We start from the raw sequence: 15,459 nt of genomic DNA on the forward strand, positions 1-15,459 counted from the left end.
AAGGACTCGCCGTGGCCGAGACGAAGGTCCTCCCCGTGGACGGCGCCGAGATCGCGTACGACGTGTACGGCCCGCTCCCGCCGGCCGACGGTCGTCCCGTCCTCCTCATGATCGGCCAGCCGATGGACGCGAGCGGCTTCCGCGCCCTGGCCGCGCGCTTCTCCGACCGCACCGTGGTCGCCTACGACCCGCGGGGCCTCGGGCGCAGCGTCCGCACCGACGGGCGCACCGACAACACCCCGCAGACCCAGGCCGAGGACCTGCACGCGCTCATCGGCGCGCTCGGTGCCGGGCCCGTCGACGTGTTCGGCAGCAGCGGGGGAGCGGTCACCGGGCTGCAGCTCGTGACGGCCCACCCCGAGGACGTCGTGACGCTCGTGGCCCACGAGCCGCCGATCAACGGCCTCCTGCCCGACGCCGAGGCCGCCGACCGCGCGAGCAAGCAGTTCCGCGAGGCCTACCAGGCCAAGGGCTGGGGTCACGGCATGGCGGGGTTCATGGCCCTGGGGTCGTGGGAGGGCGAGTTCACCGACGAGTACTTCGCCCGGCCCGCGCCCGACCCGGCGATGTTCGGCATGCCCACCGAGGACGACGGTTCCCGCGACGACCCGCTGCTCTCGGACCGCTCGCTGGCCGTCACCGACCACCGCCTCGACGTCGACGCGCTGCGGACGGCGCCCACCCGCGTCGTCGTCGCGGTGGGCGAGGAGACCGGCAACACCTACACCGCGCGCACCGCCCGGGCCACGGCCGCCGCGCTCGGGCAGGAGGCCGTGGTCTTCCCCAGCCACCACGGCGGGTTCCTCGACGGCGAGTTCGGCTGGCCGGGCAAGCCCGACGAGTTCGCGGTGAGGTTGCGCGAGGTCCTCGACGGCGCGTGAGCCCCGGCCGCTCAGGGCGTGTGGGCCAGGCTCTGCCCGGAGTGCCCCGGGCCGGATCCCGCGGGCTGGAGGGAGACGTCCAGCGGCGGCATGCCGCCCGCGGACGGCGCCGGGAGGTCACCGACCCAGTGCGTCCCGGCGCTCGTCGGACGGAGCACCCCCAGCGAGCGCGGGGCGCCCGCGCCGGTGTCCCACACCTCGAGGGCCGCACCGGCCGGGGCGGGCTGGGGAAGCGTCACCTCGACGTGCATCGAGCCCGGACCGCCGACGACCTCCCCGGTGACGCCGGCGCGCGTCGCGACGAGCGTGATGCGTTCGGGCGGTGGCGTGCTCCCGGGCCCGGAGGGACCGGTCACCACGGCGGCGACGAGAGCGATGGCCGCCGCGACCGCGGCGACCGCGGCCAGGACGGCGACCGGTCGCCCGAACCACCGGCCCGGCCGGGCGGGCGGGGGCGCGGGCCGGTCGTCGGGGGTGCCGCCGCCGGTGCGGGCGCCGTGGTGGCCGTTGCGGCCGCGGGTCGGATGTCCCGCGGCGCCGGTGTCGGGGGCGTCGTCGCCGAGCCGGGAGAGGATGCCGTCCCACAGCTCCGGCGGTGGCGGGGGCGCGGCGTCCAGGGTCATGGCGTCGCGGGCGTGCGCCGTCGTGCGGCGCAGGGCCTCCACCTCCGCGGCGCAGTCCGGGCAGGCGGCGAGGTGGGCGGCGACGTCCGCGTCGACCGGCGTCCCGGGCAGTGCCGCGGCGGTGAGCTGGTCATCGGTGGGGTGCACCGTCGACCTCCCACCGTCGTCGCAGCCGGGTGAGCCCCCGGCGCAGGTGACTCTTCACGGTACCGAGCGGGAGCCCGGTGGCCGCCGCGACCTGCTGGTGGGTGAGCTCGTCGAGCACCGCCAGGCGCAGTACCCGCGCCTGGTCGGCGGGTAACCGGGCGAGCTCGTCGGCGACGAGCAGGGTCTCGACCACCTGGTCGGCCAGGGACGGCCCGACCGTGCCCTCGTCGCGCTCGACGTCGGCGACGTCGGCGCGCGCACCGGGCGGGGCCTCCCGCCCGCGGGCGCCGAGGCGGTCGGCCACGCGGCGGCGCAGGATGCCCGCCAGCCAGGCGCCGAGCGCGCCGCGCTCGGGGTCGAAGCCCGCCCGGCCGCGCCACGCGTCGACGAAGACCTGCTGGGCGACGTCCTCGGCGTCCTGCGGCGACCCGAGGCTGCGGCGGGCGACGGCGAGGACCCAGCCGCCGTGGCGGTCGTAGGCCTCGCGCAGCGCGCCGGGCTCGCCCCGGGACAGCTCGCGACCGATGCGGTCGTCGTCGGACACGGGGGACCCGGGGACGGGGGCGGCGCGCGGGGACGGCGCGATCCCGTCGGTCACCGGGGACTCCTCACCCGTTCGAGATGCCCCGGAGGAAGCGGACGAAACTCCGCCGGACGGCCGCACGTCCTCACCCCGGATCCGCGACCACCACCAGGTTGTCCCGGTAGCGGCCGGCGTCGGTGTCGAACGGCCCGTCGCAGGTGACGAGCACGAGACGTGACGGGCCGGTCTCCCGGAACAGGTCCGCGACCGGCAGCGCCTCCTTGCTGTACGTCCGGACCTCGCGCACCCGGTGCACGACGGCACCGCCCGGCGCGTCGACGGTCACCTCGTCGCCCGGGCGCAGCCCGCCCAGGTCGACGAAGGCGCCCGCGCCCTGGACGCGATCGTCGACGTGGCCGGCCAGCACCGCCGACCCGGTCGAGGCGCCCGGGGTCGGGCCGAAGCGGTACCACCCGACGTCGGCCACCCGGTCGGGCACCTCCATCTGCCCGTCGGTGCGCACGCCGACGGAGACCACGGGGGCGTCCAGGCCGATGGCCGGGGCGCGGACCCGGACCGGCGCGCCCGGCGTCGGTGCCGGGCGCGCCGGCGCGGTCGGATCCGTCGTCACCGGGGCCGCACCCGGGGGCGGGCCGGCTGCGGCGGGCGGGGTCGCCGGGGGAGCGGCACCCCCGACCGCGAGGACGTCCGCGAGCCCGACCCAGGCCGGGCCGATCGCCAGCACGAGGCCGACGATCAGCCCGACCAGGGCGGGGCCGCGCCCGGCCGGCCTGGGGAGGATCCGGGCCATCACTCGATCCGGGGTGGGATCGCTCAGCGCCGGCCCGCGGTGCGCAGCCGCACCAGCGAGACCGCGACGAGCCCGACACCGAGCAGCGAGGCCGCCGCCCAGCCGAGCGGCAGGCTCGACGCCGGCGCACCGGACGGGGCGCCCGAGGGCACGCCGTGCGGCGCGGAGTCGCCGCCGGACACCGTGAAGGTCACGAGCTGCAGGGAGTCCTGGTCGAGCGAGCCGATGGCGTGCACGAAGGTCGTCGTGCCCTCCTCCAGCGACAGGTCCGCCGGACCGATGACCGGCTCGGTGGTGCCGGCCGCGGCGACGGCGGCCGACACGGTGCCGGCGGGCACCTCGAGCGCCTCCTGGTTCGGGTTGGTCAGGCCGCGGACCACGGGCTGGCCGCCGGCGAGCACGTCGACGGCCGGGGCCGCCGCGAGGTGGCGGACGACGACGCGGGCCTGTCCGGCGGGCACCTCACCGACCTCGTTGACCAGCGGCGAGATGGTCGGCTGCCCCTGCGCGGAGAGGTGGGCGGCGAGGGTGACGTTGCCCCCGGCGGGCACCTCGGCCTGCGCCGAGAGCAGGGCCTGCCCCGAGTCGTCGGCGGCGTCGGCAGGGAAGACCTTGACCTCGTGCGGGCCGGCCGGCAGGGCCAGCGGCCCCTGGACGGTCCCGGGCGCGAAGTCGTCGAGGGCACGCTCGCCGTCGACGTAGACGTCGACGGGGGTGTCGGGGATGCCGTGGACGACGTACACGGTGCCGGTCTCCTGGGCGCTGGCGACGCCGGCGGTGCCGAGCACGATCGCGGACGCGATCAGGGCACCTCCGGCGGCGCGGATCAGGCGGCGCATGGGTTCTCCTCCAGCGGAGCGGAACGGACGGACACCCCCACTACGGCGCCGGCCCCGCGGACGGATGCACCCCGGTGCGATCCTTCGTGCGCGCCCGGTGCCGGCGGGCTCAGCCCTCGGCGAGGCGTCGCAGCAGGCGGTGCAGCTCCGCGCGCTCGGCGTCGTCGAGGACGGCGAACACGCGGTCGGCCTCCGCGGCCCGCGTCGCCCGCACGGCGGCGCCGAGCTCGGTGCCCGCGTCGGTGGCGACGACCTGGGTGGCCCGCCGGTCGGCGGGGTCGGGGCGGCGCTCGACCAGGCCCCGCTCGGCGAGCGCGTCGACGACCTCGGTGGCCGAGCGCGGCGCGATGCGCAGGTGCTCGGCCAGCTCGCCGGACCGGGTCGGGCCGTGGCGCAGCAGCACCTCGAGCGCGCGCAGCTGGGAGAGCGACACGCCCCACGGGGCGAGGGCCTCGCGCGACTGGTGGCGCAGCCGGCGGGCGACCTGCCAGAACGCGTCGGCCAGCGAGCCGTCCTCCTCCACGGGGAATACCGTAGGGCGCTTGCTGTTGTAGCCTCATGTTGAGGATACCTCAGCAGTTTACCTCAGTGGCCGGACCCGCTCCCCAGGAGGCGCCCCTTGCCCCGCCCCACGCCACCCTCACCCGAGACGCGCGCGCTCGAGGCCGAGCAGGCTCGCCACGTCTCGCTGCGGCGCATCGCGCGCCTGTTCCGTCACGACCGCGGCCCGCTCGCGCTCGTCGTCGCCGTCATCGTCGCCTCGTCGATCGTCGGGATGGCCTCGCCGTTCCTGCTGCGTGCCGTCATCGACGACGCGCTCCCGCACCGCGACCTGCCCCTGCTCGCGTGGCTGGCCGGCGGGATGATCGGCGTCGCCGCCGTCACCTCGGTGCTCGGCGTCGTCCAGACCTGGATCTCCACCGGCGTCGGGCAGCGCGTCATGCACCGGCTGCGCACCGACGTCTTCGCCCACCTGCAGCGCCAGTCGCTGGGCTTCTTCACGCGCACCCGCACCGGCGAGGTGCAGTCCCGCATCACCAACGACATCGGCGGCATGCAGACCGTGGTCACCTCGACCGCGACGTCGATCGCCGCCAACCTCACCACCGTCGTCGCGACCGCCGTCGCGATGGTCGCCCTGTCCTGGCAGCTCTCGCTCGTCACGCTCGTCGTGCTGCCGCCGGCCGTGCTGATCAGCCGCCGCGTCGCGCGCATGCGCCGCGAGCTGACCGCCAAGCGCCAGAGCGAGCTCGCCGACCTCAACGTCACCATCGAGGAGGGCCTCTCGGTCGACGCCGCCGCGCTGCACCGCACGCTCGGCACCGGCCCCGCCCTCGTCGACCGGTTCACCGCCTCCTCGGCGCGCCTCACCGACCTCGAGATCCGCTCCCAGCTCGCCGGCCGCTGGCGCATGGCCACGATGAGCGTGGTCTTCGCGGCGATCCCCGCCCTCATCTACCTCGGCGCCGGCCTGCCCTGGACGGTCGGGCAGCTCTCGATCGGCACGCTCGTCGCCTTCACCTCGCTGCAGGCGGGCGTCTTCCGGCCGCTGTCGGGCCTGCTCGACGTCGGCGTGCAGGTGGCCAGCTCGCTGGCCCTCTTCTCGCGGATCTTCGAGTACCAGGACCTGGCCGTCGACATCGCGGACCCCGAGCACCCGGTCGAGCTCGGTGACGTCCGGGGCGACGTCCGGATCGAGGGCGTCGGCTTCACCCACCCCGGCGGCGACCGCCCCGCCGTCGACGGCGTCGACCTCACCATCCCCGCGGGGACGACGCTGGCGCTGGTGGGGGAGACCGGGTCGGGCAAGACCACGCTCGGCGCGCTCGTCGCCCGGCTGCACGACCCCGACGCCGGGCGGATCACCATCGACGGCGTCGACCTGCGCGACATGCGCCTCGCCGACCTCGCGCGCGTCGTCGGCGTCGTGAGCCAGGAGACCTACCTGCTGCACACCACGGTGCGCGAGAACCTGCGGGTCGCGAAGCCGGGGGCGACCGACGCGGAGATCGAGGCCGCCGCCCGGGCCGCGCGGATCCACGACATGGTGGCGGCGCTGCCCGACGGCTACGACACCGTCGTCGGCGCCCGGGGCCACCGGTTCTCCCGCGGCGAGAAGCAGCGCATCGCGATCGCCCGCACGCTGCTGCGCGACCCGCGCGTCCTCGTCCTCGACGAGGCCACGAGCGCCCTGGACACCGGCACCGAGCGTGCCGTGCAGCTCGCGCTCGACGACCTCGCGCGGCACCGGACGACGCTGACGATCGCCCACCGCCTCTCGACCGTGCGGCACGCCGACCGCATCGCCGTGCTCGACCACGGACAGGTCGTCGAGAGCGGCAGCCACGCCGAGCTCGTCGACCGCGAGGGTCGCTACGCGGCGCTGGCCGCCTGACGGGTCCGGACACACGTCGGCCCGCCCCGATCGCGTCGGGGCGGGCCGTCGGGGGCGTCCTGGTCTATCGCAGCGACCGGTCGATCCAGCGCGCGTCGACACCGTTGCGGTGCTGCTCGATGCGGCGCAGGCGCGTGCGCGCCTGGTGGGTCAGACCGTCGAGGCGGTCGAGGAGCTGGCGCAGCTCGGCGATCTCGGTGTCGAGTGCGCTGTCGGCCTCGGACTGCGGGGTCGTGCTGGCGGTCACGGCGAACCTTCTTCGGGTCGCGGGTGGTTCGGGGAGCGTCGCCGGACCGGCCCGTCCCGAGCAGTTCGGGATCGATCCAGTGACGCACTACCGATGCTACGCCCCGGTACGGCGGACGATGCACGGGGCTCGCCGCACGACCCGGTGACCCCCGCCCAGCGGCGGCTGATCCCGTGGACGAGCGGGAGACCGCGTGACCGACACCGCGCTGACGCACTCCGGAGTGCGAGCGATGCGGCATTGCTGGCGTTCGACGCCAGGATCGCCACATCCTCGCGGGTGCGACACGCCGGAACTCAGGCCGGGGCGACCTCGAGCAGCGTCCCGCCCGTGAGCGTCACGAGCTCGTCGGCGGTCGTCGGGAACATCGAGTGCTCGTCGCCGGCGCCCGCCCAGACCGTCGGGAACGCGGCGAGCGCGACGTCGACGACGCAGGGCAGCGGCGCCGGGTGACCGACGGGCGCCACACCGCCGGGACGCTGCCCGGTCGCGCGCTCGACGGTCTCGGGGTCGGCGCGCTTCACGCGGCGCTTGGCGACGTCGAGGTGCGCGGCGACCCGGCCGAGGTCGACGCGGTGTGCGCCCAACGCGAGCACCAGCACGACCCCGTCGCCGGCGGTGAAGACGAGGCTGTTGGCGATCGCGCCGACCTCGCAGCCCAGCTGCTCGGCGGCCGCCGCGGCCGACGGGACCGCCGTGGTGAAGGTCCGGATCTCCCGCGGCGCCCCCGCGTCCTCGAGCGCGCGCCGTACCGCTTCCCTGCCCGTGGTCACGAGCGCGCAGGCTAGGCCCGGTCCGCACACGGGCGAGCGGGTTCCCGCGACGAGGGCAGCGGCGCCGCGCCGCCGAGGCCCTCGGCGGGCAAGTACCCCGCGAAGGTCAACACGCTCGGCCCGACGGCGGAGTGTCAGAGGGGTGGGTCGGCGGTAATCCTGCAGGTCATGACCACGACGGCTCCCCGCCGCGCCTCCGTGCCGCGCGCCCGCATCCGCGACCGCGGGCAGGTCGACGCGCTCGTCCTCGCTGCCCTGGCCGAGGCCCCGCGTCGACAGGAAGAGGTCGCGGACGTCATCCGCGCGCAGGTCGGTGACGTGCTCGACGTCCCCTACTCGCGCATCGTGCCGACCCTGCACCGGCTCGCCCGCAACCGCCTCGTCGTCCGGTCGAGCCGGGACCCCCGCCGCTACCGGCTCACCGAGACCGGCACGCGCTCCCTGACCGCCCGCCGCCGCGCCGCCGACGCGTTCGCGGCGTCGATGCACCGCCTCGCCGATGCGGAGTCCGGTACGGGTGCCGGTTCTGAGCGAAGGGCACCGTCGCGCGGATAGAGGGGCGAGGGGCGCCCCTGGCCAGGTGCTCGGTGCCGGCGCCCGCCCCGGCCCTCGCCCCGCCCCGGCGTCACGATCACCCTGTCGCCTCCCGTCCGTGAACGTTAACGTGATGGTTCACGGGACCGATACCGGCGGAAGGCCGGGTCGAGGGGGAGGGTTCGTTGGACGAGCACGCAGCGTCGCCGCCGGAACCGGAGGAGGCGGTCGCGGAGGACGTCGAGCAGCTCGCCGACGGCCGGACCGTCCGCTACTTCTCCTGGGGCGCGGGGGACACGTGAGCGAGCGGCGCTACGACCCCACCCACGGCGAGTGGGTCACGTTCGCGACGCACCGCCAGGACCGGACGTACAAGCCGTCGGCCGCGGCCTGCCCCCTGTGTCCGACGCGGCCGGGAGCCCCCGAGACCGAGATCGCCCGCGAGCACGTCGACATCGCGGTCTTCGACAACCGCTTCCCGTCGCTGTCCCCGCACCCGCCCGGGCCCGGGATCGCCGGCACCGACCTCGTGCCCGTCGAGCCGGCGTACGGGCACTGCGAGGTCGTCGTGTTCACCGACGACCACGACGCGACCCTCGCCGACGTCGGCGTCGCCCGGGTGCACCTGCTCGTCGAGACCTGGGCGCGCCGCGTCGCCGACCTCGGCGCCGACCCCCGCGTGCGCTACGTGCTCCCCTTCGAGAACAAGGGCGAGGCGGTCGGCGTCACGCTGCACCACCCCCACGGGCAGATCTACGCCTACCCCGACGTACCCCCGCGCCCGGCGCGCGAGATCGCCGCCGGCCGCCGCCACCACGACGCGACCGGGCGCTGCGTGTTCTGCGACGTCGTTGCGGCCGAGGCCGGCGGCCCCCGCGAGGTCGTCGCCGGCGAGCACTTCGTGGCCGGGGTACCGCCGTGGGCGCGCTTCCCCTACGAGATCGACATCTGGGCCCGCGCACACGTCCCGTCGCTGCCCGAGCTGAGCACGCCGGCCCGCGCCGACCTCGCCCGCGTGCTGGCCCGCGTGCTCGCCGGCTACGACCGGTTCTTCGGCGCCAGCACCTCCTACCTGCTCGGCCTCCACGCCGCGCCCACCGACGGCCAGGATCGCGACGTGTCCCACCTGCACCTGGAGATCTGCCCGCCGCACCGGGGCGGGGGCAAGCTCAAGTACCTGGCGGGGTCGGAGACGTTCGGCGGGGCGTTCCTCACCGACGTCGCCCCCGAGGTGGCCGCCGAGCGCCTCCGCGCGGCGTGCCGGGACGTGGAGGTGCCGGCGTGAGCGTGATCGAGGACGTCGTCGCCACCTTCCGCGACGCCGTCGGCCACGAGCCCGACGGCGTGTTCGCGGCGCCGGGCCGCGTGAACCTCATCGGCGAGCACACCGACCACAACGAGGGCCACGTGCTGCCCTTCGCGATCGACCGGCACTGCCGGGTCGCGGCCGGGCGCCGCGCCGACGACGTCGTCACGGTCCGGTCGGCGCAGGAGCCGGGCGACGCGGTGAGCACCACCCTCGAGGCGCTCCCGCGGGCGCGCGGCTGGTCGGCCTACGCGCTCGGCACGCTGTGGGCGCTGCGCGATGCCGGGCTGCCGGGGCGGCACGGCTGGGACCTCGTCGTCGCCGGCGACGTCCCGCTCGGCGCCGGGCTGTCGTCGTCGGCGGCGCTGGAGTGCGCGGTCGCCCTGGCCGTCGCCGAGCTCTCCGGCGCGGCGTTCGACCGCGCCACCCTCGCCCGCGCCGGGCGCCGTGCCGAGAACGACGTGGTCGGCGCACCCGTCGGGATCATGGACCAGGCGGCGTCGCTGCTCTGTCGCGACGGGGCCGCGCTGCTGCTCGACTGCCGCACGCTGCAGGGCGAGGACGTGGCGCTCGGTCTCGACGAGGCCGGGCTGGTGACGCTCGTCGTCGACACGCGGGTGCGCCACGACCTCGCCGACGGCGGGTACGCCGATCGCCGCGCCGCCTGCGTCGCGGCCGCCGACGCCCTCGGGGTGCCGGCGCTGCGCGACGCGACGCCGGACATGCTCGGGCGGCTCGACGGCAGGCTGCGTCGCCGCGCCCGCCACGTCGTCACCGAGCAGGCCCGCGTCCACCGGGTCGTCGAGCTGCTCAGGACGCAGCGCCCCGCCGACGTCGGCCCCGAGCTCACCGCGTCGCACGCCTCGCTGCGCGACGACTTCGCGGTCTCGGTGCCCGCGCTCGACGCGGTCGTCGAGGCGGTGCTGGAGCACGGGGCGCTCGGCGCGCGCCTGGTCGGCGGCGGCTTCGGCGGCAGCGCGCTCGTGCTCGCGCCGACGACGACGGCCGACAGCATCGGCGAGGCCGTCCGGCGCCGCGCCGCCGACGACGGCCACCCGGAGCCCGTGGTCCGCGAGGTTCACCCCGCCGGCGGCGCGCGTCGCGAGCCCTGGGCTCCGGGCGCGCGGCACTAGGGTCGACACGGTGGAGGTCGAGCCGTCGGTCCGGGTGACCATCGACGACGTCGCCCGTGCCGCCGGTGTGTCCCGCCAGACCGTGTCGCGGGCGATGAACGGCAAGGGCGAGATCAGCGCGGCCACCCGGCGGCGGGTGCTCGCGACGATCGAGGAGCTCGAGTACCGGCCCAGCGTGTTCGCCCGCGGCATGCGCACCCGGCGCGCCGGGACGCTCGGTGTGATCCTCTCCGACATCGCCAACCCCTTCTTCCCGGCCGTGGCCCGCGGGGTGTTCGACGCCGCCGCGGCCCACGGTTTCTCGGTGGTCGTGCACAACACCGACGCCCACGCCGGGCGGGAGTCGGCCGCGGCACGCGAGATCCTCGAGGGGGGCGCGGAGGGCGTCATCGGGTTCTTCGAGGCGCTCGGCGACGAGGAGCTCGTCGCACTGCACCGCCGGCTGCCCCTGGTCGTCGCGGACCGGCGCGCGCCCGCCCCGACGGTCGCGAGCGTGTCCTCCGACTTCGCCACCGGCACCCGTCTCGCCGTCGAGCACCTGCACGCCCGGGGGCACCGCCATCTCGGGATGCTCGACGGCGCCGTCGGCGTCGACCACGTCCGCCGCCACGCGTTCGCCGCGGCCGCCGCGCCCGGGTCGCCGATCGTCACCGGCCCGCCGACGATCACGGGCGGCGCCGCCGCGGCCGCCCAGCTGCTCGGCGAGCACCCGGAGGTCACCGCGCTGGTCGCGTTCAACGACCTCATGGCGGTCGGCGCGATCCGCGCGCTGCGCGAGCGCGGGCGCCGCGTCCCCGACGACTGCGCCGTCGTCGGCCACGACGACCTCACCCTCGCCGCCGACCTCGACCCGCCGCTGACCACCGTGCACACCGACAAGTACGAGCTGGGGCGCACGCTGGTCGAGACCCTCGACGCCGTCGTCCGGGCCCGGCGCGACGACACCGGCGCGACGCCGGCCCCCGAGCCCCGCCTCCTGCCCGCGACGCTCGTCGTCCGCGGGTCGGCGTGACCCCCGTCGCGGTCGCCGTCCCCGGCCTCGGGCTGACCGAGCGCGGGTGGCGGGACGTCGCCCGTCACCTCGCCGGCACGGCGGTCGTCGCCCTGCCCGCCTACGGGCTCCCGGCCGGCCCGGGGCCGATCGCGCCCGCGTCGTCCGCCGACGACCTCGTGCGCCGGCTGGACGGGCTCGCGGACGGCCCGGTCGTGCTGCTCGGGCACTCGGCGAGCTGCCAGGTCGTCGCCGAGGCCGCGCGGCGTCACCCCGCCGCGGTGCGCGGGTCGGTCCTGGTCGGCCCGACCGCGGACCCGCGGATGTCGCCCCGGCCCGCGCTGGTGATCCGCTGGCTGCGCACCGCGGCCCGCGAGGACCCGCGACGCGTGCCGGCGATGCTGCGCGACTACCTCACGACGCGCCTGTCCGGCTTCGCCCGGGCCCTGCGCGCGGCGCGGCGCCACGACCTGCGCGAGACGCTCGCCGGCTCCGACCTCCCCGTCCTCGTGGTGCGCGGTCCCCACGACCATCTCGCGCCGTCCGCGTGGATCGACGACCTCGCCGCCGTCCGCCCCGGGATCACGGTGGTGACCACGCGCGCCGGGGCGCACATGGTGCCCCTCACGCGGCCCGAGGAGCTCGCGCGCGTGTGTCGCGTCGCGTTGGCGGGGTAGTCGCCGCCATGGCCGCACCGTCACGACCCACCCGCGTCACGATGACCGAGGGCGGGCCGTTCCTCGTCGAGGGACCCGTCGAGCTCGAGCTCCCCGACGGGACCACGGTGACCAGCGAGCGCCCGGTGGTCGCGCTGTGCGCGTGCCGGCGCACCAAGCGCTACCCCTTCTGCGACACCAGCCACCGGCGCAAGGTGCGGCCCGCGAAGGATCAGGCGGGCGCCGGCACCGCCAGCAGCGACGACTCGCCGGCCGACCAGGCCGCCACCAGCTGATCGGCGAGCCGGTCCTCGAGCCACGTCGAGGCCTGGATGCCCAGGACGACGTCGGCGGCGAGCTCCGGCTCGCGCTCGAGCAGTCCGGCGAGGAGCTCGCGGCGCACCAGCTGCTCGTGCACGGCGTCGGCCTCGACGTGCTCGGCGTAGAAGGCCGTGACCTCGGCCGGCAGCCCCAGGCGCTCGATCGCCGTGACGAGCCGCGCCGCCCCGGGCGGTGAGGTGACCTCGATGAGCGCGAACTGGCCCACCGAGGCCCCGCGCCAGCGCCGGTGCAGCCCGAACAGCGACATGATGTTGACGGTGGCCAGGGTCGCCGCCGGCGCGACGTCGAGGTAGGCGCCGTACGCGGTCTCCAGGCCGAGGCCGGCCATCATCTCGCTGTAGATCCGCGCGTGCACCCGCTCGGGGCGCCCGGCGCCGTACTCGTCGTGCTCGACCGTCATCAGCGACGCCTTCGCCCGCCCCTCGACCCCGTCCAGGCGCGGGATCACCCAGGCCTGCGGGTCGGCCTCCTTGAGGTGGTAGATCGAGCGGTGCGCGACGTACTCGTCGAGCTGCCAGCGCTCGCCGTCGCGCGCGAGGTGCCACGACGGCCCGGTGCCCTCGGTCGGCTCGACGAGCAGCGCGTCCACCGCGGCCTCGACGTCGTCGCCGCCCGCGACCTCCGCGCGGACGGCCGCCAAGAACAGGTCCTCGAGGTGCGCCCGCAGGCGCAGCAGGTCGGGGTCCCACTCGAGGTCGTCGGCGACCCCGTCGAACGAGCGGTAGTGCAGCTCGTAGCAGCAGTAGAGGGCGAGCTGCAGGTCGTCGCCCAGCGGGTCGCCGTCGGGTCGGTGCGGCAGGTCGGCCGTGCTGCCGCGCCCGGCGAGGACGTCGATCACGGCGGACGAGACCGGTCCGCGGGCAGAGGGCAGGGCGGTCACGGAACGCTCCTCGGTGAGGTCGGGCGGTGCGGGGAGGACGTCGGGGAAGGCGAGGTGGTACCCGATCGGATCGCCGCTCCAGCGTCGTCCCGCACGTGAGATCCGCGACCCGGTCCGACGGGCTCCCGCGCGCCGACGGCCGGGTAACGCCGGATCCATGACCACCGTCGCGCCCGACCCGCGCCACGCCACCAGCGAGCCGAGGACCACGGCGCCGGGACCGATGCCGGAGCCGGTCGCCGGCATCCGCCCGCACCACCGCGTCTTCCGCGTGCCCGGGGTCTACCCGGTCCAGCGGGACACCTGGCTGCTCGCCGACGTCCTGCGCGCCGAGCTCGCCGACCACGGCTGCGGCGCCGCCGGGCCGTGCCGCGTCCTGGAGCTCGGGGCCGGCGCGGGCGCGCTGTCGGTCGTGGCCGCCGGGGTGCCCTGCACCGACGTCACGGCGGTCGACCTCTCCCGGCGCGCCCTGCTCTCGACCCGGGTCAACGCCCTGCGGCACGGGCGCCGGGTCCGGACGCGCCGCGGCGACCTCACCGCGCCGGTGGCGCGGGAGCGGTTCGACGTCGTCGTGTCCAACCCGCCCTACGTCCCGGCCGCGACCGACGAGCTGCCCGTGCACGGGCTGGCCCGCGCCTTCGACGGCGGCCGCGACGGGCGCGCCGTGCTCGACCGCGTGTGCGACGAGGCCCCCGACGTGCTCACCGAGGGCGGGCGCCTGCTCGTCGTGCACTCCGCGTTCAACGACCCGGCCCTGACCGTGCGGCGCCTGCACTCGCGGGGCATGTCCGCCGAGGTCGTCGCGCGCCACGAGCACCCGTACGGCCCGGTGCTCACCCAGCGCCGCGAGCTGCTCTGCGCGCGCGGCCTCGCCACGCCGGAGCAGCGCACCGAGGAGCTCGTCGTCGTGCGGGCCGTGCGCCCGGCCGGTTGCTGAGGGGGCGGGCGTGCACCACCAGATCGACCTGACCCTCCCCTCCGCCGCGGCCGACGGCCTGGTCGCCGAGCTGTCGGCCCACGAGGGCGTGCTGGCCCTCACCCACCAGCGCGACGGCTCGGTGAAGCCGCCCGGCGACGTGCTGAGCCTGCACGTGCTCAACCGGTCGATCGACGACGTCCTCGCCGCGGTCGAGCACGCCCGCGAGCACGGCCCGATCACCGTGGCCACCGTGCGCACCGAGAGCGTCGTCGCCACCGGGATGCAGGAGGCCGTCGAGGACGACGCCGACGAGTCCCCGTGGGAGGAGTTCGAGCGCACCCTGCGCCACCACGGCCGCATGAGCACGAACTACCTCGCGCTCATGGCCCTGGGCGGCGCGATCGCGGTCGCCGGGCTGCTCTCGCCGCCCGTGCCCCAGGCCCTCGCGCTGGCCGCGTCGGCGATCATCGCGCCCGCGTTCGAGCCGGTCGCGAAGCTGGCGGTGGCGATCCTGCGCGGCAACCTCTACCGGATCCGGCGCGCGCTGGTGTCGGTCGTCGTGGGCTACCTGGTCCTCGCGGCGGCGGGAGGTGTCGCGTTCCTCGTGCTGCGCGCGCTGGGGATGGGCAGCCCCGAGATGCTGGCCAAGAGCGAGGGCGTGCACATGGTGGTCGACCCGACGGTGGCCGACTGGCTCGTCGGGGCGGGCGGTGCGCTCGCCGGGCTCGTCATCATCACGTCGTTCCGCGAGGCCGTCCTCGCGGGGGCGCTGATCGCCCTGGCGCTCGTGCCCGCGGCGGCGCTCGCCGGCGTGGGCGTCGTCGCGGGCGACTGGACGCTCGCGCTGGAGGGGCTGCAGCGCACGGGCGCCGACATGGCGCTGGTCGTGGTGCTCGGCGGCGCGGTGGTGCTGATCAAGGACCGGCTCCACCACGGCGGCCGGCGCCCGCTCGCCTGAGGGATCGGTAGCGTGGCGCAGCGTTGAATTCCAGAGATCTTGCGGTGAGGTTGGTGGGTTCCGGCCTGCTGTGAGGAGCGCCTGTGCCGTCCTCGATCTCTGTCACGCTGTGCGCCGAGGTTCCCGATCTCGGTGAAGGTCCAGGAGCCTTGAGCTGGTCGATGGTCGAGGCGTGGGCGGTGGCGATGCGCGAGGAGGTCCCGGCCGCGGCGCTGGCGGCGTCGTTGGAGCAGGTCCAGGACCGGCTCATCGAACGCGTGTGCGGCCCGCGGTGGCTGCCCGTGCGGGGCCTGCCCGCACCGTTCGCGTGCCCGGGGTGCGGGGTCATGCAGGACTTCGCCCGCAAGGGCAAGCGCACCCGCCCGCGCCGCATCGACACCTCGGTCGGGGTGGTGCGCGTGCAGCTGGCCAACGTGGGGTGCCGCGACTGCGGGCGAGTGTTCGCCCCGCTGCTGCTGATGCTCGACCTCACGGGGCGCCGCCGCACCGACCGGCTCGCGG

The 15,459-nt window shown here is 76.4% G+C and carries 18 protein-coding genes and 1 pseudogene; 11 read left to right on the forward strand and 8 right to left on the reverse strand.

Going from position 1 to position 15,459, the window contains the following annotated elements; genetic code table 11:
• Positions 1–11: 11 nt before the first annotated feature.
• Positions 12–881 (forward strand): alpha/beta fold hydrolase, encoded by an 870-nt coding sequence (locus PHK61_RS28610; protein WP_274284434.1) that lies wholly within the window; start codon positions 12–14, stop codon positions 879–881.
• An 11-nt stretch (positions 882–892) separates the two neighbouring features.
• Here the strand turns inward: PHK61_RS28610 and PHK61_RS28615 are convergent, their stop codons facing one another.
• From PHK61_RS28615 to PHK61_RS28635, 5 genes are all read right to left on the reverse strand, one after another.
• Positions 893–1,651 (reverse strand): cupin domain-containing protein, encoded by a 759-nt coding sequence (locus PHK61_RS28615; RefSeq protein ID WP_274284435.1) that lies wholly within the window; start codon positions 1,649–1,651, stop codon positions 893–895.
• On the reverse strand, positions 1,635–2,249 hold the full coding sequence (locus tag PHK61_RS28620) for an RNA polymerase sigma factor (RefSeq protein ID WP_274284436.1): 615 nt from the start codon (positions 2,247–2,249) through the stop codon (positions 1,635–1,637). The genes PHK61_RS28615 and PHK61_RS28620 overlap by 17 nt, the downstream gene beginning before the upstream one ends.
• A 70-nt stretch (positions 2,250–2,319) precedes the next feature.
• Complete coding sequence (locus PHK61_RS28625) at positions 2,320–2,985, reverse strand: class F sortase (protein WP_274284437.1); 666 nt, start codon at positions 2,983–2,985, stop codon at positions 2,320–2,322.
• A gap of 23 nt (positions 2,986–3,008) precedes the next feature.
• Positions 3,009–3,824, reverse strand: a complete 816-nt coding sequence (locus PHK61_RS28630) for a DUF4397 domain-containing protein (RefSeq protein WP_274284438.1) — start codon at positions 3,822–3,824, stop codon at positions 3,009–3,011.
• A 109-nt stretch (positions 3,825–3,933) separates the two neighbouring features.
• Entirely contained in the window at positions 3,934–4,347 is a 414-nt protein-coding gene (locus tag PHK61_RS28635; protein ID WP_274284439.1) for a MarR family winged helix-turn-helix transcriptional regulator, read from the reverse strand.
• Between the two features lie 96 nt (positions 4,348–4,443).
• Between PHK61_RS28635 and PHK61_RS28640 the strand changes: the two genes are divergently transcribed.
• Entirely contained in the window at positions 4,444–6,219 is a 1,776-nt protein-coding gene (locus PHK61_RS28640; RefSeq protein ID WP_274284440.1) for an ABC transporter ATP-binding protein, read from the forward strand.
• Positions 6,220–6,283: 64 nt separating this feature from the next.
• On the opposite strand, the gene PHK61_RS28645 is transcribed toward PHK61_RS28640, so the two are convergent.
• Together PHK61_RS28645 and PHK61_RS28650 are read right to left on the reverse strand one after the other, a co-directional pair.
• Entirely contained in the window at positions 6,284–6,466 is a 183-nt protein-coding gene (locus PHK61_RS28645; protein WP_274284441.1) for a hypothetical protein, read from the reverse strand.
• A 296-nt stretch (positions 6,467–6,762) separates the two neighbouring features.
• Entirely contained in the window at positions 6,763–7,239 is a 477-nt protein-coding gene (locus PHK61_RS28650) for a YbaK/EbsC family protein (protein WP_274284442.1), read from the reverse strand.
• A gap of 168 nt (positions 7,240–7,407) precedes the next feature.
• On the opposite strand from PHK61_RS28650, the gene PHK61_RS28655 reads away from it, so the two are divergent.
• The 6 genes from PHK61_RS28655 to PHK61_RS28680 all read left to right on the forward strand — a co-directional run bounded on the left by PHK61_RS28655 (position 7,408) and on the right by PHK61_RS28680 (position 12,155).
• Positions 7,408–7,794, forward strand: coding sequence for a helix-turn-helix transcriptional regulator (locus PHK61_RS28655; protein ID WP_274284443.1), 387 nt, complete (start codon positions 7,408–7,410; stop codon positions 7,792–7,794).
• Positions 7,795–8,071: 277 nt separating this feature from the next.
• Positions 8,072–9,058 (forward strand): galactose-1-phosphate uridylyltransferase, encoded by a 987-nt coding sequence (galT, locus tag PHK61_RS28660; protein ID WP_274284444.1) that lies wholly within the window; start codon positions 8,072–8,074, stop codon positions 9,056–9,058.
• Entirely contained in the window at positions 9,055–10,212 is a 1,158-nt protein-coding gene (gene galK, locus PHK61_RS28665) for a galactokinase (protein ID WP_274284445.1), read from the forward strand. The genes galT and galK overlap by 4 nt, the downstream gene beginning before the upstream one ends.
• Positions 10,213–10,222: 10 nt before the next feature.
• Positions 10,223–11,224, forward strand: coding sequence for a LacI family DNA-binding transcriptional regulator (locus tag PHK61_RS28670; protein ID WP_274284446.1), 1,002 nt, complete (start codon positions 10,223–10,225; stop codon positions 11,222–11,224).
• Positions 11,221–11,880 (forward strand): alpha/beta fold hydrolase, encoded by a 660-nt coding sequence (locus PHK61_RS28675; protein ID WP_274284447.1) that lies wholly within the window; start codon positions 11,221–11,223, stop codon positions 11,878–11,880. The genes PHK61_RS28670 and PHK61_RS28675 overlap by 4 nt, the downstream gene beginning before the upstream one ends.
• An 8-nt stretch (positions 11,881–11,888) precedes the next feature.
• The gene (locus tag PHK61_RS28680; protein WP_274284448.1) at positions 11,889–12,155 is read left to right on the forward strand and encodes a CDGSH iron-sulfur domain-containing protein; all 267 of its coding nucleotides are present in this window, start codon (positions 11,889–11,891) and stop codon (positions 12,153–12,155) included.
• Here PHK61_RS28680 and PHK61_RS28685 read toward each other — a convergent pair.
• Positions 12,092–13,081, reverse strand: a complete 990-nt coding sequence (locus PHK61_RS28685; protein ID WP_274284449.1) for an iron-containing redox enzyme family protein — start codon at positions 13,079–13,081, stop codon at positions 12,092–12,094. The two genes, PHK61_RS28680 and PHK61_RS28685, sit on opposite strands and share 64 nt — an antisense overlap.
• 157 nt (positions 13,082–13,238) lie before the next feature.
• Here PHK61_RS28685 and PHK61_RS28690 point away from each other — a divergent pair, with 157 nt between their 5' ends.
• From PHK61_RS28690 to PHK61_RS28700, 3 genes and pseudogenes are all read left to right on the forward strand, one after another.
• Positions 13,239–14,018: a HemK2/MTQ2 family protein methyltransferase gene (locus PHK61_RS28690; protein ID WP_274284450.1), complete on the forward strand. Its 780-nt coding sequence runs from the start codon at positions 13,239–13,241 to the stop codon at positions 14,016–14,018.
• Between the two features lie 10 nt (positions 14,019–14,028).
• Complete coding sequence (locus PHK61_RS28695; protein ID WP_274284451.1) at positions 14,029–14,958, forward strand: DUF389 domain-containing protein; 930 nt, start codon at positions 14,029–14,031, stop codon at positions 14,956–14,958.
• Between the two features lie 83 nt (positions 14,959–15,041).
• Positions 15,042–15,459, forward strand: a pseudogene (locus PHK61_RS28700) (ISH6 family transposase); the annotation flags it as partial.

Source organism: Actinomycetospora lutea (assembly GCF_028737205.1).
Lineage (GTDB): Bacteria > Actinomycetota > Actinomycetes > Mycobacteriales > Pseudonocardiaceae > Actinomycetospora > Actinomycetospora lutea.